The sequence below is a fragment of the Paraburkholderia strydomiana genome, assembly GCF_031456815.1.
GTDB lineage: Bacteria > Pseudomonadota > Gammaproteobacteria > Burkholderiales > Burkholderiaceae > Paraburkholderia > Paraburkholderia caledonica.
The window spans coordinates 1-20,937 of the sequence record NZ_JAVDVL010000024.1 but is presented as its reverse complement, the minus strand read 5'-3'; the positions used below and the strand labels follow the sequence as shown (position 1 = coordinate 20,937).

Genomic DNA, 20,937 nt, shown 5'->3' with positions numbered 1-20,937 from the left:
TGTGAGAAGAGACCGTTCGTTGGCCATGCTACTTCATTCTGCCCGTCCCAAGGCATACCCACCCGCCACGCGTCTGTGGTCAGGGCAACCGCGTTGTCCGCGCATGACTCCTGTGTCGTACGAGATGCGAGCGCTACGCGCTGGCCAAGGGTTGTCTGCTTGGCCATCCGTTGCATTATCCGGAAGATCCTCCAGTGACGACCACTCTGACAATCAGCTAATAGCCAGCAGACTCGATTCTTTGGCCCACCTCAAGGTCAGGCCGCGCGTGGGAGGTTTCGCCTCTGGGTCGACGCGCCTGAGCGCGACCCAGATACTACTCGAGCAGTCGGCCTGCATGTCGCCTTCATTCGCCATCCTACCAGCGAGCATGCCCGCGAGCGCTAGCGCCGCCTCTCACACAGGCGCTCCCGGCGACAGAACTGGACGCGCGCGCATATCATCCGTCGCAAACGGTCCGCCTGCTGCGACTCAACGATAGGGCTGCCCCGCTGTGTGGAAAGCCGTCCACTGCATTCAACAAGATATCCTATCTACAACCATAAAAGCGTTCCGACTGGCTTTTTGCACAGGAGGCTCCCAGGCCATGTTCGTGCGGCGAGCGCCACATATTGCGCAGCACGCGGATAAACCCCGCTTCCCCTTCGGACAGATGTCCATTGGCATGGGCGCCTTCTTCGCACAGCGCGAGAATCTCACGACGCAGCCGCCAGTCCCTCACGTCCTGCGCGAGGTGATAGATCACGGCGGGATCGAAGCGGCACGCGTCGCTCCAATTCAGATATGCCGACATGGTGAGATCTTCGCACATCTGCTGCATAACGGCGAGCAATTGCTCGCGATTCATCGTCAGACGCTGTTCCATGCCCATGCGGTCAAGCGCATCGAGTTCGTCGATGCCGACATGACCGTCGGACAAGAGACAGGCCGCGACAATGCGCGCGGCGGCTTCGGGGCTGTCGGGTCGATAGTGACGCATGGTGACTGTCCTTTTTCCTTTGATGTGTTCGCCTGCGCGGGCGCTTCACGCCGTCCAGTCGCGCGGCGTGACGTTCGAGTGCACGTGGAACGGATACTCGTGGTCGTCGTCGTAAAGCTTCATGCGGCGTTCGAGATCGGCGAGGTCGGTCGACGAGGCGAGAAACGCATCGCGGACGTGATCGTGATCGGGATTGTGCAAAGGCGCGAACAACGCGCCAAAACGATGAGCAAATTTGGTGAACATGATGTCCTCCTTAAAGATGTCGGGTCGGGTGATGATGAATGTGGCGTTCGATGGATTGAACAGTAGAGGCGCTGAATTAGCGATAAATTAGTAAGCACAACGCTACGATATGAACGTGTGCAGCTGATTGCAAATTCCGCTTTCTTCGCTCTGACTCTCTGCCCAGAATGCGAATTAAGCGATCCAGATCACGACACGGCATCGGATGAAGCATCGGACAACGAGAGCAACATGGAAGGGGTTTGCCAGGTTGTAATCGCTGCGCTTCTGGGTTTCGCCATGGTGGGCGCCGCGCAGGCCCATGTGTTCGTCGGCGCGGGTGTCGGCTTGCCCGTCGCGCCCATCACGCCTGTGGTTGATGTTCCGCCCGTGCCCGTCCACGCACCGCCTGTGTATGCGCACCGCCGCCTGGCCGCATCACCACTACGTGTCCGGTTAACAAGCGTTAAGGCCGGCACTGGAAACGGGCGCTCATTTATTTCTAATTATCGATCTCTACGATGGTTGGCTCGTCACAATGATCGCGGGTCGGCTTCGGTCTAGAGCAATTGACTTCCGGCGTACGAGACGCGGCCGGAGCGCGCGTCGACGCACTGTATCCAGTCAGTCTTGGAGGGAGTGACCATGAAATATAAGCAACTGGGCAGCACGGGTCTGTACGTCTCCGAATTGTGTCTCGCCACGATGACTCTTCGCGGCAACGCTGACGCGGGCATGTGGGCGACGATCGGCGCAGTCGGTCAGAGCGAGGCCAATAAACTGATCGCCCGCGCTCTTGCCGGGGGCATCAACTTCATCGATACAGCGGACATCTATTCCTTCGGCCACTCCGAACGGGTGGTCGGACAGGCGCTGAGAGACCTTGGCGTGCCGCGCAGCGAAATAGTTCTGGCTACAAAGACAGCCGGCGTGATGGGGCAGAAGCCGAACGACCAGGGTGCGTCGCGCGGTCACATCATGGATTCCGTGCAAAGAAGCCTGGAACGGCTCCAGGTCGACCATATTGACCTCTACCAGATTCATGCCAGCGACCCTGTCACCCCCATCGAAGAGACGCTGCGTGCCCTCGACGATCTCACGCGGCAGGGCCTGGTCCGTTATGTCGGCGTCTCAAACTGGCGCGCAGGCAAGATCGGTAAGGCGCTCGGGCTAAGTGCGGCGCTTCACGCCACGCGTTTCGAGACGCTGCAGGCCTACTATTCGATCGCCGGGCGCGACGTGGAGCGCGAACTGGTGCCGCTCGTTACCGAGGAGCGGATGGGACTGCTTGTCTCATCACCCCTTGCAGGCGGATTGCTATCCGGCAAGTTTGGCCCTGGTGCACCGACCGAAGAGGGATCCCGGCGCAGCGAGTTTGATTTCCCGCCGGTCGATCTTGGCCGGGCATGGCCAATCGTTGCCGAGATGCGCGCCATCGCCGACGCTCGCGGAATCTCTGTCGCGCGAATCGCGCTTGCCTGGTTGCTCAGCAAGCCGTATGTCACGAGCGTGATCATCGGCGCCGAACGCGTCGAACAACTCGAAGATAATCTTGGCGCGGTCAATGTCGCGCTTAGCGCTGAAGAGCTCGCGTGCCTTGACGCCGTGGGTGCCCTGCCCTCCTACTATCCCGGCTGGATGATCGATCGTCAGGATGCGAACAGGCGTCCCTCGCCTTTCAGGCCCGTCGGGTCGCAGTAGAACCGGCTACCGCGGCGGAAGCCTTTGATTCGCGCGGTCATAGCCATCTGACCACGGCGAACTGAATACGCCCGCTGCAAGGAGAAATGCACATGCCAGAAGGTTATCGGATCGCGCACGTCAGCGTTACGAATCCGACTGCTATGCCGCGTATGCACTGCCCGCACGCGACGCCATGAGAAAGTTCAGCCCGAAGGTCATCGCGTCGCCGCGCCAGTGTGCAAACCTCGAAGGCGACGAGCGGCATGTGGTCGTTGAGTTCGATTCTTTCGCAGAGGCCAAGTGTTTTACGAGAGTCCCGAGTACCAGGCGGCCAAGACGCTCCGCGCCAGGGCAGCGACGGCAACAAACATTTGTCCTTCTCGAAGGGGCCTCATAGCTCTTACAGCGAAGCGCCCGAGAACCCGACCACTCACTTTGATACATGCGGGGCCATCACAAATCGCGGCCCTTCCAATCTGGCCGCGACGGATTCGCAAGCGACTAGCCAGCTTGTCGGCATAGTCTGTGGTGCTGAACTTTGCGCCGGGCATCCACCGACTATCCGAACGGACGGACGACACCTCTGCCTTGCACACTGCCGCTTAACATGCGCGAAATCGGTGAGGCGGAATGGGACCGTCCCCGGCAGCTCCGTCGCCAAGGCAATTCAATATGCTTTCACGCCTTCGAGGATGAGGTCGATGACGGTGAGGAAATCCTGCCTGTCGTCATGATCGCGCAGTTGTCCGGCGACGCTACACACAAAGGGAAAATCAGCCGGATCGAGGCCCGTCCAGGTTGTCGAAAGCGCGCCGGGAAAGCGAGTTCTGCTCATCCCTTGCGCCCCGACGAGTTGTGCATTGGCCGCGTTCTGGCCTCCCGCGACGAGGATGTAGTTCAATAAAGCAGACGTTACAGCCCAGCGAGCGTCTTCTGCTACGCCCATTGCGTGAACCTGATGCCCCACGCTTTCAAAAAGGCGGATCATCGGCATTTGCCCTGCGGACAGCCCTGCTTCACTCGCGCTGTGCGAAACATGGCGCGACGTTCAGCAATACGCGGCAACACATGCAGCTCGCGGTCTTCTACCGGTCGTCCAGCTTATCGATCGTGAAGTCACTGCGTATCTGCGCGACCTCCTGTCGCGCGCCTCGCCGCAAGCAGAGGCAGACTATGTGGTTTGAACGATTCGCCGGGCGAAAGCGTGCCGCGGGGACCACCCGCTTCTAGGTAACGCCGGTGTGTCAGTCGAGAACTGGCTCGAATTTGCCCACGTACTGACTGCACGGCGTCGCGACGAATCCCACGCTGTGTGGGCGTCGCGCTGGCAGAGCGCAGCGTGCGATGGCGGGTATTCATCGTGGTGCCATCATTCGGCAACGCTCAACGATGCGCCGGGTCGTGATCAAGGCGCGGGTGCCAGATCGCCGACGCGTTAAAGCAAGGGTCGCCACCGGCAGTTCGAACTACTGCAATCCATTAGCGGCAGCATGCCCGGGCGGCAGGTTGGATTCACCCTTTTCTTGCCAAAATTCCCTGTACCGACGAATGATTGCAGTTAAATAGTTGGGCGATGTGCTGCAACGACTTGCCTTTGCGCCAGCGCTCCGACATCAGCGGTTTCGCTGTAATAGATCCGGTGCCTCCTTCATTTGCGACATGCCAGCCGCTCATGCGATGTTCGTTGTGTTGCATCGACCGGTTCAATCCGCCCCCGAAAGCGGTCGTTCGCCCTGCGCTCGCCCCGCGTTGGTCTGCTCCGGCTCCAAATCAGTCATGCACGGTCCGCTCACCCGCGATGGCCCGCGACAATTGCGCGGCAAGGACAACGCGGTATTCGGGCCGACTCATCATCGTGTCGTGATCGCCGGGTATGGCAACGAGGCCAATATCGGACGTCAAGCTTTTCCATCCCCGATCAGGCGGAAAATGGCCGATGTCCGCATCTTCGAGATCGCGCGTGCTTGGTGCTTCGGATGCATGGAATTGGGAGATTCTGACCGGAAGCTCCCGGGGATGATAAGCGCACGCTGCTTCAGCGTAATGACGCGCGCGCTCCAGCCTGTCGATCAGCTCATCGTCATTCTCGTGCGACGACAACAGGCCCGCAGAACGGCATTGCATGACGACGTCTTCCAGCGAACGTTCTTCGCTGCGCGTTTGCAAGCCGATGTCAAGCCGCACGCCGGTATGATGGCTCGCGATCATGCTCGACAGCAAGCGCCGAGGATCGCGATACTTGTCCGGCAATGCAAAAGGCGCGACGGCATCGATCAACCCGACAAACGAAACACCTTGCCCCATGTCGAGCAAGCGCCGAGCGATTTCGTACGCCAGAATCCCGCCCGACGAATAGCCCGCTATCCGATAAGCGCCGTCGGTCTGGATCGAGCGGATCATCGAGACCATCCGCGCAGCCATGTCCTCGATGGACGGGTGTGACGACGCGTCGATGGCTTCCCAAGGGAGCGCGTAGATCGGCGCATCGATCTCAATGTCGCGGGCCAGTTCGAAGACATACGAATAGTCGCCGAGCCCCGAAGGCACGAAAAAGATCGGCGCTTCGCCGCCCGCGCGACGAACCGGAATCGGCCCGTTGCACTCCGTTTCGCCGGCATTCGTTTCGGCCCTCCGGGCCAGCGCGTCCAGCACCGGGTGAGCGAAAACGTCCTGCACGGCCAGCGCGAGCCCGCGTTCCCGCGCCAGATGGACGACCTGAACGGCGAGCAACGAGTGGCCGCCGAGTTCGAAGAAATGGTCGTTCCGACCAACTCGATCGACGCGGAGCAGCATCGCCCACACTTCGGCGAGCGCGGCTTCTGTCGCGTTGCGCGGAGCCTCGTAGTTCTCGCACGCATAGGCGTCGAGGCCTGGCGACGGCAGCGCTTGCAGGTCGACCTTGCCGTTAGGTGTGAGCGGCAACGTTTCGATCTGCATGAAGGCGGCCGGCACCATGTAGTCCGGCAGGCGCGCCGTCAGATGCGCACGCAGGTCGCCCGCGCATGCGCCCTTCGCGCCAGATGCCGTGACATAGGCAATCAGGCGTTGAGCGCCACAGCCATCGTCGCGGGCGATGACGACTGCCTCGCGCACCAGCGGATGCGCGGCGAGACACGCCTCGATCTCGCCGCACTCGACGCGAAAGCCGCGAATCTTGACTTGCTGATCGTTGCGCCCGCGAAACTCGATGTCGCCGTCCGGAAGATGGCGCGCGAGATCGCCGGTGCGATACATGCGTGCGCCGGGCACGGCGCTGAACGGATCGTCCAGAAAACGCGCTGCAGTCAGATCGGGCCGGTTCAGATAGCCTCGCGCGACGCCCGCGCCGCCGATGTAGATTTCGCCCGTCGCTCCCTGCGGCACGGGTTGACCGTGCGGATCGAGTAGATAGATGCGCGCGTTCGCGATCGGCTTGCCGATGCATGCCAGCCGGTCTTTCCGAAGCATGCCCGAGGCCGCTACCACCGTCGTCTCCGTCGGACCGTAGTTGTTGACGAGCGCAAGATCGTTGCGCACGGCATCGGGCCATTGCCGCAGATGATCGCCGCCGATGAGCAGTCGGCGCAGCGTCCGATGGGGCGCGCCGTCAGACATCGCGAGCTCGGCAAGCGGCGTGACGAGAAAGGTGACGTCGAGCGCTTGTTGCCGCCACCACGCGAGCAGCGTGGCCGGATCCCGGCAACGCGCGGGAGGCAGGAGCAACGTGCCGCCCACGCAAAGCGGCGCCCAGGTTTCCCACACGGACGCATCGAATGCGATCCCGGCCGTCGCGGCGCTGCGGGTACCGGCGCGCACGTCGAAGGTGTGTTGATGCCACGCGATCAGATTGCACAACTGCCTGTGCTCGACCATCACGCCCTTCGGCTGGCCCGTTGAGCCGGACGTGTGGATCACGTAGGCGAGATGCGCGGAAGTGAGCCCGGGCACGCGCGGATCGCCGCGGCAAGGCTCGGCGTCGATGATCGCTTCGGGATCGAGCGTCGGCAGGTCCGCCGGCGCCGCGTCGCCGAGCGCGTGGCGTCCAGTTTCATCGGCGAGGAGCAGGACGGGATCGGCGTCGCGCAGGATGTATGCGAGCCGCGCGGCCGGAGCGGCCGGATCGAGCGGTGCGTACGCGCCCCCCGCCTTGAGAATGGCAAGCTGCGCGATGACCATCCCGGGCGAGCGCGCCATGCAGAGCGCAACATGCGCATCGGGTCGCACGCCGGACGCGATCAGCCGAGGAGCGAGCCGGTTCGCCCGCGCGTTCAGTTCATCGTAAGTCAGCGACTGGTCTTCAAACACGAGTGCGACAGCGTTGGGCGTGCGGCGAACCTGCTGCTCGAACAGTTCGTGAATGCAGTGTTCCGTCTCGAGCGGCGCCGCTGTGTCGTTCCACGTGTCGATCAGCCGCATGCGTTCGGTGGCGCTCAGCATGTCGATTGTTTCGACCGGCTGGCCTGCATTGGCGGCCATCGCACGCAGGACGGCCAGCAGATAATCGCGATGACGCGTCGCGCTGTCGCGGTCGAAGAGCGCCGTCCCGTAGGTCAGCTTGCCGGCGATCACACCATCGGTTTCGCCGAGCGACAGCTCCAGATCGAACTTGACGCGTTCCCATGCGCCCGGTTCGAGCGCGACGTCGAGGCCAGGGAATGCGAACTGGCTCACGTCATCGGTTTGCCACGCGAAGATGACCTGGAACAGCGGCGTGTGATCAAGCTGGCGCGGCGGCTGCACGAGCTCGACAACCCGCTCGAATGGCAAATCCTGATGATCCTGCGCGGCTAGCGCGGTGGCACGGACGCGTTCGAGCAACGTCGCCACGCTGGGGTTACGCATCAGATCGATGCGCAGTGCGAGCGTGTTGGCGAAAAAGCCGATCAGCTCTTCCGTCTGCGGATGACGACGGTTCGCGACGGGGGTGCCGACAACCAGATCCTGCTGGCCGGACAAGCGCGCAAGCACGATCGACCACGCGGCGATCAACGTCATGAAAAGAGTGCAGCCGTGACGATGACCCAGGCGTTTCAGTGACTGCGTGAGTCCGGGGTCGAGCCGTATCGGCACGCTCGCGCCGTCGAACGACTGCAGCGCGGGGCGCGAACGGTCGGTCGGGAGCGCAAGCAGAGCGGGTGCGCCCACGAGCGTGTCGCGCCAGAAGGTCTCTTGTGTGGCGAGACGTTCGCCGTCGAGCCATGCGCGTTGCCACGCCGCGTAGTCGGGGTACTGGATGGCCAGCGGCTGCAGCGGATCGGGCCGATGACCCGTATAAGCACGGTACAACGCGCTCAGTTCACGGGCGAGCACGCCGCACGACCAGCCATCGGAAACGATGTGATGCTGCGTAAGCAGGAACACATGTTCGTCGCCGGCGAGGCGGATCAGTGCGGCGCGCAGCAGCGGCCCGCGCTCGAGATCGAAGGGCGCGTGAGCGTGGACGTGGCACAACTGCGCGAGCACGGTCGGCTGATCGGCGACACCGCGCAAGTCGTGTTCGGTAAGCGGCAACGCGGTCTCTGGCGGCAGCAAGCGGACGCGCGGCTCGCCGTCGATGGCGACGAAGGTCGAGCGTAACGCGTCGTGCCGGGCGAATAGCGTGTTCAGGGCATGCTGCAGCGCGCTTTTATCGAGCGAACCGCGTAGCCGCAGCGCAACAGGCATGTTATAAGCCGCGCCGATGTCGTCGAGTTGTTCGAGAAACCACAGGCGCTGCTGGGCGAACGAGAGCGGCAGGCTAGCGTCGGGCGCCAACGGTGCGATGTCGGGAAGCGCGGCGGCTGGTTGCGAGCAATGCGTATCGATGACAACGCTCAGCCGCGCGATATCGGCCGTCTCGAAGAGGGCGCTCATCGGCAGATCGATGTTGAACGCGTCGCGAATCCGATGTATGAGGCGCACGGCGAGCAGTGAATGTCCGCCGAGCGCGAAGAAATCGTCGTCGATGGACACCGAGGCGTGCCCGAGCAACTCGCAATAGAGCGTCGCGAGCGCGTGCTGGGTCGCGGTCGTTGGCGAACGTCCGGCGATCGATGCGGAGATCGGCGCGGGCAGCGCGCTTCGGTCGAGCTTGCCGTTGGCCGTGAGCGGCAGCGCATCGAGCACCATGATCGCCGACGGCACCATGTAGTCGGGCAGCGAGCCGACGAGCGTCTGACGCAACATCGCGGGAGAGACGTGCAGCGAGTCTCGTGCGCAGGCCTTCAGCGCGCGCGGCGTGCCTGTGGGGACGAATAGATTAGTGATTCGCATGGGAGGACGCGTTCCAGAAAACGATGTCGAGCGTGCCTTGCAGGGCACCCCAGGTGATGCCGAGATCGCAGCGGGCATTGGCCGCCAGCGATTCGAGCTGACCGATGCGCGGAACGTCGCCGGGCCATTGCCAGTTCGCGTGCGCGTCATGCACCAATGCCGGTTCGTCGCCACTTTGCAGCGCCTGCCACGCGAGCAGATCGGGCAACAGCCGCGCATCCGGCACGCACGTAACGCGCAGCGCGTCGGCTTTTGTTTCACGCAATGCGTTGCGAAGGCGTTGCACGTTTCCGATGTCGCGCCATTCGACTGCCCGCACTTCCCGCAGATCGCGCACGTCGCAAACAGGCGATTTGTGCAGAACCACGTCGTAGCGATACCGGCTCAGTTCATTCGAGTAGTCGCCGCGCTTGACCTGAATATCGACCGCGCCGATGTCCGGAAGATGCTGCGGCAAGCGCGCGAAAAACTCCGGCGCGAGCAGCAGTTCCTTGTCGGCGGCGATGCTCGATTCGATGCGCCGGCGCAGTTCATCGCTGCCGAGTCGAGGCGATTTGCACAGCTCTGTCACGCCGATAAAACAGCGCAACAAGTCGAGATTGCGGATATCACCGATAAAAAGCGCTCCGCCCGGGACGAGCAGCGTCAGCGCCTGTTCGACGACATCGAGCAGATATGCCGTGGTCGGGAAATACTGGATCACCGAATTCAGGATCACCGTATCGAAGCATCCGGCGCGAAGCCCGCTGAAATCGTGCGCAGGCTGCGCGCTCAGCTGAACGCGTGCGGCCCATTCCGGCTGTGTTCGCAACTGACGACGCAGCTTGCGAACGGTTTCCGCGGATAGGTCCGTCGCGTGGTAAGTCTCGCAAAGGGGCGCCAGTTGCGACAGGATCAGCCCGCTACCCACGCCGATTTCCAGCACGCGGCGCGGCGCGAGCGCGCGGATGCGGTCCACCGTCGCCTTGCGCCAGCTCCGCATGTCGTCGAGCGCGATCGGCTCCTGCGTATAGCTGCTGGCCCAGCCGCGGAAGTCGTCGCCGAACGCAGTGGCGTCGTCATCGCGGTAAAGTGCATCGTAGATGTGCTGCCACTCGTCCAGGCAGGTCGACTCTTTCGACGCGTCCCGCAACGGCTGGCCTTCGCTCGGCACGACATACGCGACGAGTTTCCGGTTGCCGGGCGTGTCCTCACGCGCGATCACAGCGGCTTGCGCGACCTGCGGCAAGGACTGGAGCGCCGCCTCGATCTCACCGCATTCGATGCGAAAGCCGCGAATCTTCACTTGATGATCGTTGCGGCCCAGGAACTCGAGTTCGCCATCGGGCGTATAGCGCGCGAGGTCGCCGGTCCGATACATGCGCGCGCCGGGCTCGTTGCAGAAGCGGTCGTCGAGAAAGCGTGCGGCGGTCAGTTCCGGCCGGTTCAGATAACCGCGCGCCACGCCCGCGCCGCCTACGTAGAGTTCGCCGGACGCGCCGAGCGGCACGGGTTGTCCTTCGGCGTCGAGTAGATAGAGCTTCAGATCGGTGATCCGCTTGCCGATCGGACTGCCGGACCGATCGCAGTCGGCGAGGCCGAGCATGCGCCACGTCACGTGCACGGTGGTCTCCGTGATCCCGTACATATTGACGAGTTGCGGCGCGCGCTCGGCATGCCGGTCGTACCATGCGCGCAGCATTGACGGCTCCAGCGCTTCGCCGCCGAAGATCACGTAGCGAAGCGAGGCGAGGTCATCGCGCTCACTATGGACGTCCGCATTGATCAAAGCCTTGAAGGCGCTCGGCGTCTGGTTCAGCACGGTAATGCCGTGTCGTCCGACGAGGCGCATGAAGTCCGGCGCCGAGCGTGCGATGTCACGCGGCACGATCACCAGCTTGCCGCCGAAGCGCAACGCGCCCCAGATTTCCCAGACGGAAAAGTCGAACGCAAACGAGTGGAACAGGCACCAGACATCTCGATCGTCGAAGCCGAACGTATTGCGCGTCGAGTCGAGCAGTCGCACCACTTGCCGATGTTCGACCATGACGCCTTTGGGCGTGCCGGTGGAACCCGAGGTGTAGATGATGTAGGCGAGATGTTGCGATGTGAGTCCGTCTATGAGCGGATCGTGCGCGGGCTCGTCGGACGATGCGTGTGCATCGATCACGGCGAGCGTACCGGTATCGCCGAGCGCGGCGCGGCCGACTGCATCGGCGATGAGCAAAGCCGGCGCGGCGTCGTTCAGGATGAAGGCGAGCCGGTCGCCGGGATACGCCGGATCGAGCGGCACATAGGCGCCGCCGGCCTTAAGAATCGCCAGCAGGCTGATCATCAGTTCGATGCTGCGGTCCATGCATAGGGCGACCCGCGTGTCGGGCGTCACGCCCAGGCGAATCAGTCGATGGGCGAGTCGATTCGCGCGCTTGTTGAGTGCCGCGTAGGTCAGCGACGCGTCGTCGAGCACGACGGCAATCGCACCCGGATTGCTCGCGGCCTGCGCTTCGAAGAACTGGTGGATGCACCGATGGTCCGCGATCGATGCAGGCGTGTCGTTGAAGCGTTCCAGCAACAAGATGCGTTCGTCGCGCGGCAGGATGTCGAGCTTGCTGACGGGCGTGTCGGGCGCGCCTTCCAACGCCTGCACGAGACTTTCGAGCGCTTGCTGCATGTAACCACAGACGCGTTCTGGCGCGATCGGTGCGACGACCTGCGCGTTCAATGCCAACGACTTGCCATCGTCGTCGATCGACAGCGTGAGCGGATAGTTCGTGCGTTCCTCGAATTCGAGAATCTGCACGCCTTGCCAGCTTTCGGGCCGTTGCAGAGGATCGGTGGCCAGCGCGGCGTTGTTGCGGCAGTTCAGCAGCGCGCTGAAGAGCGGTGTGGCGGGGGGAAGCGCGCTTGCGCGTTGAGCGAGCGTAAGCGGCGCGTGCTCGTGAGCGAGCAGCGCGCTGAGGCGCGCGTGCGTTTCGCGCACGCTGTCGCCTACGCTGGTTGCATCGACATGCAGACAGACGGGCAAGGAATTGATGAACAGTCCGAGCGCATTATCCGCGCCCGCGCCAGCGTGCATGCGGCCGAACAGCACCGTGCCGAACACGACCTGCTGCTGGCCGCTAGCGGCCGCCAGCACGCGGGCCCACGCGAGGTGGCACAAGCTGGCGAGACTCACTCCGCGTCTGCGGGCTTGCGTCCGCAGACGTGTCTGGAGCGCATCGGGCAGGCGCCAATCGGCTTCGGCGGTGAGCCTGCCGTCGTGACGCACTTCGGTCAGGCCGAACGGCAGCGTCGGCTCGGTGACGCCAGCGAGCATGTCGCGGAAAAAGCGTTCGTGCTCTTCCTGGCTCACGCCGAGGCGCGCTTGTGCCACCAGATTGCGAAAGGGCATCGGCGCTGGCAGCGTGCGTCCACGATCAGCCATCAATGCGTGAATCTCCGCGAACAGCAGTCGCAGCGAAGTGGCGTCGTCGATCAGATGATGAAGCAGTTGCAATGCGAGCCATCGTCCGGTGGCGGGTTCGCGGGCGACGATGAAGCGCAGCAGGGGCGCTTGCGTAAGATCGAGACGCTCGGTGCGCGCATCGAAATGACGGGCAAGTTGCTCGATGGCGGGTTCGTCGGTGACCGCGAGTTCGACCTCCGTCACGGAGAGCGGCGCGTCGCGCCACACGACTTGTGCGGGCGTCGAGAGTCCTTCCCAGATGAACGCGGTACGGAGGATGTCGTGTCGCTGGATCGCCTGCCCCACGGCGTCCAGATACGCATCGAGCACACCGCGGTCGTCGAACGCCAGTCGTGCGATCATGAAGTACGGATTGCCTTGCGTGTCCAGCAGATAGTGGAACAGCATGCCTTCCTGCAGCGGCGAGAGCGCATAAACGTCCTGAATGTTCGCCAGGCCGCCGGGCACGCGCTCGATGATTCGCGCGATGTCGTCCTCGTTCAGATCGATGAGCGGGAGCATCTGCGGCGTCAAGGTTCTTGTTTGTGCCGTGATGAGATTCTCAGGTACGACGACTTCGTTTGTCTGCTCCTTTCTATCGAGCCTTGCGGCAAGATCGCTCAGTACGGGCGTATCGAACAACGTGCGAACATCCGTAGGAAGGCCCGCTTGTTTAAGGCGCGCGATGAGCGCGACGGCCATCAGCGAGTGGCCGCCGAGTTCGAAGAAGTGATCGTGACGACCGATGCGATCAATGCCGAGCAATTCGCTCCACAGCGCGGCGAGCGTGGTTTCCGTGTCGCCTTGTGGCGCTGCGTAGTCGCGCTGAACGAAGGCGTCGTCGCCCGGTGCGGGCAGCGCGTGACGATCGAGCTTGCCGTTGGGCGTGAGCGGCAGCGTATCGATCACGACGAACGCAGCGGGCACCATGTAGTCCGGCAGACGCGCGACGAGATAGGCGCGCAGGTCTGCTGTGTCAGCCTTACGTTCATCGAGCATGCTCACGTAAGCCACCAGACGCTCTTCTCGGGCGATGACGACAGCCTCGCGAACCGCCTCATGCGATGCCAGCGCCGCTTCGATCTCGCCGCACTCGATGCGAAAGCCGCGAATCTTGACCTGATGATCGTTGCGTCCGAGAAACACCAGATCGCCATCGGGAAGATAACGCGCGAGATCGCCGGTGCGATACATGCGTGCGTCGGGTTCATTGCTGAAGGGATCGGCGAGAAAACGCTCGGCGGTGAGTTCAGGCCGATTCAGATAGCCGCGCGCAACGCCCGCGCCACCGATGTAGATCTCACCGATCGCGCCCATCGGCACCGGCCGGCCCGCGGCATCCAGCAGATAGATGCGCGTGTTGTCGATCGGCCGGCCAATGGGAACGATCGCATCGTCGAAATTTGTCGGCCATCGCCATGTCGTTGCGCAGACCGTGCCTTCGGTCGGTCCGTACGCGTTGAACACGGCCGTTTGCGGCCCGGCAACCGACATCAGCGAGGGGCTCGGGGTTTCGCCCGCGAGAACAAGCGTGCGCAGTCCGCTCAACGCATCGGGCGGAAGCGTTCCGATGAGAGCCGGCGGAAGGGTCGCGTGCGTCACGTCATGGCGGGAAAAGTACTCGGCCAATGCTTCGCCTGAACGGCGCACCGAGTCCGGCACGAGAATGAGCGCGGCGCCCGCACCGAACGCCATTAACATTTCCCAGACGCTGGCATCGAAACCGACTGATGCGAACTGCGCGATCCGGCTGCTCGCAGACGTTACGAACAGGCCGATCTGCGCTTTTGCCAGGCTGACCGCGCCACGATGCTCTATCATGACCCCCTTGGGCGTACCGGTGGAACCCGACGTATAGATGATGTAGGCGAGATGACGCGAGTGGAGGCCGCAGACCGACGGATTATGTGTGAGAGCCGCGAGCGGCGCGCACGGATCGATCACCGCCAGTGTGCCGGTGTCGCCCAGCGCGGCGCGTCCCGCGTCGTCGGCGACGATCAGCAAAGGGGCGACGTCCTTCAAGACATGTGCGAGCCGCTCACGAGGATAAGCCGGATCGAGCGGTACGTAGGCGCCGCCTGCTTTGAGGATCGCGAGAACGCTGATCAACATATCGAGGCCGCGGTCGACGCATAGCACGACCGGTGCATCCGGCGTCACGCCTAGGCCGATCATTCGGTGCGCAAGCTGATTGGCGCGTGCATTGAGCGTCCCATAAGTCAGCGACGTGTTTTCCCACACGGCGGCCAGCGCATCAGGATTGCGAACGGCCTGCTCCTCGAACAACCGGTGCATGCATCGATGCTCAGCGAACGGCATGGCCGTATCGTTCAACGTCTCCTCAGGCGCCCAGCCTTCATCGTGCGATCTGCGATCACGCGTCGCGCAAATCCATTCCGGTTGGTCACCAGTCGTGGCGGCTTCGCCAGAAGTGAGTAGATCAGACATTGGTTTCCCACGACGTAAGAGCGATTAAGGTTCGGCATCGCGATCGCAGATGGGCCGCAAGACCGCGATGATGCGCTGGCAAGCCAGTGTGTCACCCGAGAGTTAGTTAGAAGTTACGGCCGGGCGGAAGTGTCAGATTGGGAAGAGGTCGACGTCGAAGTGCGGGGCCGCTCGGCGGGTCGGTGTGAGGAGGAGCGCTGGCCTTGCGCCAGTGTCGACTCGTCCTAATTGAGACTGGCGACCGGCTTGAAGTGTGCCGCCCACAGTCACGAAACGGGGTGCGGCAGAATTCACGAACTAAGTTATGTCGGCAGCCCCAGACGGCGACTATGCTTGGTCGAAATGCCTTGGACCAGGAGCACTCATGGGCGACCAAGCGTTCCCAGGCGAATCTGATCAGATGGTCACCTGCACGACCTTTGAAAGGACGTTGAATGTCGACCGAAGATCGGCGTCAACCGGACTCGAACGATGGTGCCCTCCAGCCGCGCGCGTTATCCGAAGCATTTTTGCACGCGCCGCCTGGCCACTTTTTCGAAAGCGAGCGCGCACTGGATCCAGCGTACGAATGGGCGAACATTGCTGTTTGCCCTCCCCCAGTTGTTGTAAATGGGGCCCGGCTGAGGAAAGCAGCATGACGCGATACGCGCTGCTATTGCTCGGGCACGTCGTAGCTCGTGCCGTGAACGGTCTTCGGTTGATTCTGACGGTTGATGTGCCCGGAGCGCACTGAGCGTGCGGGCGCAAGCCGTCCTTTCATTTTCCTTTATGTACTGTTGCGCGCCATCGACCATGACCTCGTCGCTGAAGCGGTGCGAACGCGGCCCGCTTGCGATCGCACGCGACAACGCGAGCGCCCCGACTATCTGAACAGCACGATAAAGGTATCAGGCCGCACGGCCAGTCGGGCTGTCTCCACGAGGTTTCCTGGACGATGGCTTGACGGATGGGCCTGTGCGACGGTACGTCCAAACGGTGCAGTGCGGCCCCTGACGATGCCGCAGTGTGCCTATCCGTCATTCCCTTGCAACCGACGGGGTGCAACGGTGGAAATCCACCAGAGTGAGCAATGGCGCTGAGCACGCTCGAAGATGACAAGCTTGTAATGCGCCGGTCAGCATCGGGTTGGTGCTCATTGCCGACAATCCGTTCAACCCTTCACGAATCGCAACGGAGGGGAACCGCGCCGCGACTCATCGTTAATGTGGCCGCCAGTCTCACGGATGTCAATGATCATTAAAGCGCTGGAGGTGAACGCCGCGATCCATCAATTTCAAAAAAGTTTGGAATAAACGTCGGGGCCCTGTGTTTGCCCCTATGTAGCCAGATGCAAACGCATTAATCCGGAACCCGACGAGAAGGAAGTTCGAAGGAACGAATGCCGATCCGTGAGACCGGAAAGTCAGATAGTTAGGAATCCGATAGTAATTGTTGTTAGGCGGAAATGATCCTGCCGGTCTGTGCAAAGCGATTTTATCCGCGGCTTGCCGCCGCGAACCATTCACTTAATTAAGGAGTATTGATCATGTCCAAGTTGTTCGTAAGCCTCGCTCTCGCCGTTTCCGCTCTCGGCGCTCCGGTACTCAGCTTCGCTCAAAGCAGCGCTCCGCTCACACGTGCGGAAGTTCGTGCGGATCTCGTCCGCGTCGAGCATGCTGGATATCGGCCTACCAGCGGTGACGATGTTAACTACCCGGCAGATGTCCAGGCAGCAGAAGCAAAAGTCGCAGCACAAGGCGATCAGCAACTGACGATGCAAGCCGTCGGCGGTGTCGCGCAAAGCGGCAGATCGGCCTCGGGTGCTGCGTCGCATACCGCAATGCAATCTGCGTGCGTCGGCCCAGTCAGCTTCTGCAACCTCTACGCCGGCAGTTAAGTGCCGCGAGTCGGATCCTGTGGATCCATGCAGTCATGCACAGGATCCCACCTGGTTATCTGATTGTTATCAATGGAGTGTCGCCGTGAAAATCTTGCCCTTAGCCGCAACGGTTCTTTCCTTGTCTGCATCCCTGTTCGCATCCGCCAGCGCCATGGCGCAGGACACGCAACCCGCCAAAGCGCCGATCCGCAATATCGTTCTCGTTCATGGCGCGTGGGTCGACGGCTCGGGGTGGAGACCGGTCTATGACATCCTGACCAAAGACGGCTACCACGTCACAATGGTGCAGGAGCCGCTGACCTCGCTCGACGACGACGTGGCCGCAGCGAAGCGGGTGATCGACATGCAGGACGGTCCCACCATTCTGGTCGCGCACAGTTATGGCGGCTCGGTGATCACCGAGGCCGGCGTCGATCCGAAAGTGGCGGGGCTGGTGTACGTCGCGGCTCATGCGCCGGCAGTGGGCGAAGACGAAAGCGATCTGGGCAAGAAGATGCGCAGCTACACGTCGCAGCAGGCAGGCGCCATCAAGAAGACGGACGACGGTTACACCCATCTGAATCCCGCCGATTTCGCGAAAGATTTCGCAGCCGATCTGCCGCTCAAGGAAGCGCAGTTCGAGTCACGCGCGCAAATCCTCACGGCAGCCAAGGTCTTCTCCGAGCCGATAAAGGTTGCCGCCTGGACCATGAAGCCGAGTTGGGGCATCGTGGCAGCCGACGACAAGATCATCAATCCGGACCTCGAGCGCTTTTACTACCAGCGCGCGCATAGCCACACTACGGTACTGGCGGGTGCAAGCCACTCCGTGTATGAATCGCGTCCCAAGGAAGTCGCCGCGGTGATCGAAGACGCAGCGAAGCATGCGCAGCAGTGAAGAACCGTCACCGCCAGCGCGCGTCGCTGTGGCTCGATCTGTCGCCGGCTCGCACGTGCATCGAATGGCCTTCGCTCTCGCTGTCGCCGTTGAGGGTGATGTTGAAGATCGTTAATTTTGCTAACGGTGAGCACCGGAGCGCTAGTGCTGTTCATTAGTCTGCTGTGGGCGCCCACAATTGACGCTAGCAGTGTTCCCAGAAGCGCTAGCAAGTTCAGCAACGCCGCTAGCGTAGCCGTCCGTTTCCGGGAAATCGAGAAGTCGATAGTGTGATATCGCCCGGAGCGCCCCACCGAAGTTGGCGGCTTGCTAACATCGATGCAGGGACCGCTTCCAGCAGGCTGTGATGCGTTGTGCAGTATTCAGCTTCGGAATTGAACCATTCTCTCTTCCACCGTGGGCCGACATATCGGCATCCTTGAGCGCGAGACATCTGAAACAATGAATAAGGTAACGCTGGTCGGCCATCCATTCGGCTGACGTCCGAATCGCTGCCAACCTCCCCTCGCTCACCCGGGCCAACATCATATCCATCCCGCTTTTCCAAGGTCCAGCCGAGTAGCCGGGACAGTCCGAACGTTGCTTTCCGTTGCCCCGCCCCTGCAAGCGGTGGCGCCCCCACCCTGTCGCGCCGTGCAATGGTGATGAGCCCGTTCGCACCCTTCGTATATTGCGCCCTGCCCTTTCGCTACCTGGGTCCGGTTCAAAAAGCGACCTCTCGAAGACGCTCACCTATCGTCACCGCAAGGTCGCATGCCGGAACTCCGCGTAATGGCCCTGATGCAACGGTGCGGGCTCTCGGCCCCGAATTGAACTGGATGGGTAGCAAACCAGTTTGCCGTGTCTGGGCGAAACACCCGTCCGCGGGCCGTCATTTCCTGCAAATGAAGGAGCGAGAAGCCACTAGCTCCCGTCTCTTTCGTCGCGTAGCCCGTTTGTTCAGAAATGAAGGGATACCCAGCCACAACTATCTGCGCCTTGAATTTTGCATTTCGCGCTGGTCGTCTCGTGCAGACTCGATCGACTCAGAGATAGGATCGCTAAATTCGGGCCATGGCCGCCCATACTGAGCGGATACATGAAGTGACTTTCGACGAAAAGTGGCGACGCGAGTCGCGCTACTCGCAGGCGCTCGCGTCGCCGCTCATTCGCAACTCATTCTGCGCGGGCAGACTGCATCCGTCGCCCACGAAGGAGGGATCCGGTCATGAAAACCTACGTCGAAGTCCTGCTCGATACGCTTGGCGCGAACGCCGATCGCACGGCGCTGCGCTATCTCAACGAAGACGTGACGGCCGGGGCGTTTCGCGCGTCGGTCTATCGCTATGCGCGCGCGCTGCAATCGCTCGGCATTGTGCGCGGCGATTTTGTCGCGATGTTCGCACCCAATTGCCCCGATGCGCTCGCCATTCGCTACGCGACGAATCTGCTCGGCGCGGCGACGATGTTCCTGCCCGCGATCATATCGGCGGAGCATCGCGAGGCGTTCGTCAATCGCATGCGGCCGACGCTGCTTGTCGATTTCCCTCAAACCGTGAGTCTTGTGCCGGCACGCCGCGCATCGCGCGTGGCGCATGTCGGCTTCGGCGCGGCGCGACTGCGTCTGGACATCCGCGCGCGTGTGCAAAGTGATGTGCCGATGGAAAGCCGAGCGCTGCCCGACGATCTTGCGGTGATCGTGCCGTCGGGCGGCTCGACCGGCGTGCCGAAAGCGAGCCGCCGCAGCTTCGCCGTGCATACAGCGATGGTGTCCGTGCCGAGCCGCGCGGACCGTCGTCAGCTCGTCAACGGCGCGCTCGCTTATCTGTCGCAAGTGCTCGTCGACAATACATTGATGGGCGGCGGCACGGTGGTGCTCAAGCCTTCTTACGACGCCGCCGACACGCTCGCGACCATCGAAGCCGAACGCATCACAGATGTGCTGCTCGTCGAGCCGCAACTCTTCGAGACGATGGATCACGCGGATGTGCAGCATCGCGATCTGTCGTCGCTGCGCTCGATCGCGCATATCGGCGGATCGGCGCCCGCGATTCTGCGGCGGCGCGCGATCGCGCGGCTCGGCCCGGTGCTTACGCACATGTATGGCGCGAGCGAGGCAGGGCTCGTGAGCGTGCTGTCGCCATCGGATTATGCCGCCGATGCGAGCCTGCTGGATAGCGCGGGACGCGTGCGGCCCGGTGTCGACGTGCGCTTTCGCCGTCCCGATGGTACGTTCGCGCGCACCGGCGAGCATGGTCTGATCGAAGTGAGATCGGCCGCGATGGCGCAGGGCTACTATCGCCAGCCGATCGAATCGACGCAGAAGTTTCGCGGCGGCTGGTGCCTGACGGGCGATATCGGTTTCATCGACGAGAAGATCAATCTGCATGTACTCGGACGCGCCGCCGATGTCGCCGAATTCGACGGCAAGGCTTTCGGTCCGGCGCAGATCGAATCGCCGCTGTGCGCATTGCCTTACGTTCGATATGCGCGCGCCGTGTCGACGGGCGATGCCGCGAGCCGTTACAAGTGGAACGTGATCGTAGTGCCGTGGGCGAGCATGCCTATCGATATCGGCGATTGCATGCGTGTGCTGGAAGCGGCGTACGGCGCGAAGGTGGCGAATGCGGTGCGCATCGTCGCGACGCAACGCGTGCCGCTGACCGAGCAGGGGAAAGTAGACCGTGCGGGGATTGGGCGGATGTTTGAGGGCGAGGCGGAGCGGCGCGCCGCGTAGTTCAGCGCGTGGACTTCGCCTGCCCCGCATTAAATGCGGGACCGCCTCAGCGCGATGCCCCGGAACGCCGATCCGAGCCCGAGAAAGATCCATGGCGGACGTCTGCGGGCCGTTTCGTCTGAGTCCGGCAGAACGATGCAAACGCTGAAAAATCTGCGTGCGTTTTCGCGGGGAGGCGAAGGGAAGAGACGGAGAGGACTAAGCCTGCGAGGCGCCGCGCCTCAACATGGTGATTAGCCTTAAGTTACCACGCATGATCTCAGTTCGCCGCAGCGCCACGACATGGAGCGGCGTGTGTCCGAGTAGCGTCTCGGGATCGACATCGAGCGTTTATCCAAGATCCGGGAAACTTGACATTCGGCCGGCTGCTCGCAACGAGGAGGAGGTATCCGAAATCTTGTGTGTCGAGGTCGGTTAAAAAACCTCAGCTGATGGCGGAGGTGAACCGCTCGCCGAACAGGATGGCGAACTGATT

Annotated in this window: 10 protein-coding genes and 2 pseudogenes; 5 read left to right on the top strand and 7 right to left on the bottom strand. The window is 62.4% G+C overall.

Annotation, left to right across the window (positions count from 1 at the left end):
* Positions 1 to 529: 529 nt before the first annotated feature.
* Both J2W46_RS33210 and J2W46_RS33205 read right to left on the bottom strand, forming a co-directional pair.
* The gene (locus tag J2W46_RS33210; RefSeq protein WP_310360069.1) at positions 530 to 979 is read right to left on the bottom strand and encodes a tellurite resistance TerB family protein; all 450 of its coding nucleotides are present in this window, start codon (positions 977 to 979) and stop codon (positions 530 to 532) included.
* A gap of 45 nt (positions 980 to 1,024) precedes the next feature.
* Complete coding sequence (locus J2W46_RS33205; protein ID WP_310360066.1) at positions 1,025 to 1,225, bottom strand: DUF3563 family protein; 201 nt, start codon at positions 1,223 to 1,225, stop codon at positions 1,025 to 1,027.
* Positions 1,226 to 1,849: 624 nt separating this feature from the next.
* On the opposite strand from J2W46_RS33205, the gene J2W46_RS33200 reads away from it, so the two are divergent.
* Positions 1,850 to 2,905: an aldo/keto reductase gene (locus tag J2W46_RS33200; RefSeq protein ID WP_310360062.1), complete on the top strand. Its 1,056-nt coding sequence runs from the start codon at positions 1,850 to 1,852 to the stop codon at positions 2,903 to 2,905.
* 175 nt (positions 2,906 to 3,080) lie between these two features.
* The gene (locus J2W46_RS33195; RefSeq protein WP_310360060.1) at positions 3,081 to 3,284 is read left to right on the top strand and encodes a DUF1330 domain-containing protein; all 204 of its coding nucleotides are present in this window, start codon (positions 3,081 to 3,083) and stop codon (positions 3,282 to 3,284) included.
* A 270-nt stretch (positions 3,285 to 3,554) separates the two neighbouring features.
* Here J2W46_RS33195 and J2W46_RS33190 read toward each other — a convergent pair whose 3' ends face one another.
* The 5 genes and pseudogenes from J2W46_RS33190 to J2W46_RS33175 all read right to left on the bottom strand — a co-directional run bounded on the left by J2W46_RS33190 (position 3,555) and on the right by J2W46_RS33175 (position 14,990).
* Positions 3,555 to 3,881, bottom strand: a complete 327-nt coding sequence (locus tag J2W46_RS33190) for a hypothetical protein (protein WP_310360057.1) — start codon at positions 3,879 to 3,881, stop codon at positions 3,555 to 3,557.
* A 518-nt stretch (positions 3,882 to 4,399) separates the two neighbouring features.
* Positions 4,400 to 4,582, bottom strand: coding sequence for a hypothetical protein (locus J2W46_RS33185; RefSeq protein WP_310360084.1), 183 nt, complete (start codon positions 4,580 to 4,582; stop codon positions 4,400 to 4,402).
* Between the two features lie 75 nt (positions 4,583 to 4,657).
* Positions 4,658 to 7,201, bottom strand: a pseudogene (locus J2W46_RS34590) (non-ribosomal peptide synthetase); the annotation flags it as partial.
* A gap of 84 nt (positions 7,202 to 7,285) precedes the next feature.
* Positions 7,286 to 9,028, bottom strand: a pseudogene (locus J2W46_RS34585) (condensation domain-containing protein); the annotation flags it as partial.
* A 76-nt stretch (positions 9,029 to 9,104) separates the two neighbouring features.
* Positions 9,105 to 14,990 carry a non-ribosomal peptide synthetase gene (locus J2W46_RS33175; RefSeq protein ID WP_310360055.1) on the bottom strand — a complete coding sequence of 1,962 codons (5,886 nt, stop codon included), beginning with the start codon at positions 14,988 to 14,990 and terminating at the stop codon, positions 9,105 to 9,107.
* A 1,525-nt stretch (positions 14,991 to 16,515) separates the two neighbouring features.
* Here J2W46_RS33175 and J2W46_RS33170 point away from each other — a divergent pair.
* From J2W46_RS33170 to J2W46_RS33160, 3 genes are all read left to right on the top strand, one after another.
* A complete protein-coding gene (locus J2W46_RS33170) occupies positions 16,516 to 16,866 on the top strand; it encodes a DUF4148 domain-containing protein (protein ID WP_310360053.1) in 351 nt (116 codons plus the stop codon).
* A 154-nt stretch (positions 16,867 to 17,020) separates the two neighbouring features.
* Entirely contained in the window at positions 17,021 to 17,746 is a 726-nt protein-coding gene (locus J2W46_RS33165) for an alpha/beta hydrolase (protein WP_374726914.1), read from the top strand.
* 1,207 nt (positions 17,747 to 18,953) lie between these two features.
* Positions 18,954 to 20,462 carry a class I adenylate-forming enzyme family protein gene (locus J2W46_RS33160; RefSeq protein WP_310360047.1) on the top strand — a complete coding sequence of 503 codons (1,509 nt, stop codon included), beginning with the start codon at positions 18,954 to 18,956 and terminating at the stop codon, positions 20,460 to 20,462.
* The last annotated feature ends 475 nt before the right edge of the window (positions 20,463 to 20,937 follow it).

Excerpts from the sequence above, each read along its gene's own strand:
- J2W46_RS33210 (WP_310360069.1), bottom strand. The coding sequence starts at position 979 with ATGCGTCACTATCGACCCGACAGCCCCGAAGCCGCCGCGCGCATTGTC.
- J2W46_RS33205 (WP_310360066.1), bottom strand. The coding sequence starts at position 1,225 with ATGTTCACCAAATTTGCTCATCGTTTTGGCGCGTTGTTCGCGCCTTTG.
- J2W46_RS33200 (WP_310360062.1), top strand. The coding sequence starts at position 1,850 with ATGAAATATAAGCAACTGGGCAGCACGGGTCTGTACGTCTCCGAATTG.
- J2W46_RS33195 (WP_310360060.1), top strand. The coding sequence starts at position 3,081 with ATGAGAAAGTTCAGCCCGAAGGTCATCGCGTCGCCGCGCCAGTGTGCA.
- J2W46_RS33190 (WP_310360057.1), bottom strand. The coding sequence starts at position 3,881 with ATGCCGATGATCCGCCTTTTTGAAAGCGTGGGGCATCAGGTTCACGCA.
- J2W46_RS33185 (WP_310360084.1), bottom strand. The coding sequence starts at position 4,582 with ATGCAACACAACGAACATCGCATGAGCGGCTGGCATGTCGCAAATGAA.
- J2W46_RS33175 (WP_310360055.1), bottom strand. The coding sequence starts at position 14,990 with ATGTCTGATCTACTCACTTCTGGCGAAGCCGCCACGACTGGTGACCAA.
- J2W46_RS33170 (WP_310360053.1), top strand. The coding sequence starts at position 16,516 with ATGTCCAAGTTGTTCGTAAGCCTCGCTCTCGCCGTTTCCGCTCTCGGC.
- J2W46_RS33165 (WP_374726914.1), top strand. The coding sequence starts at position 17,021 with ATGGCGCAGGACACGCAACCCGCCAAAGCGCCGATCCGCAATATCGTT.
- J2W46_RS33160 (WP_310360047.1), top strand. The coding sequence starts at position 18,954 with ATGAAAACCTACGTCGAAGTCCTGCTCGATACGCTTGGCGCGAACGCC.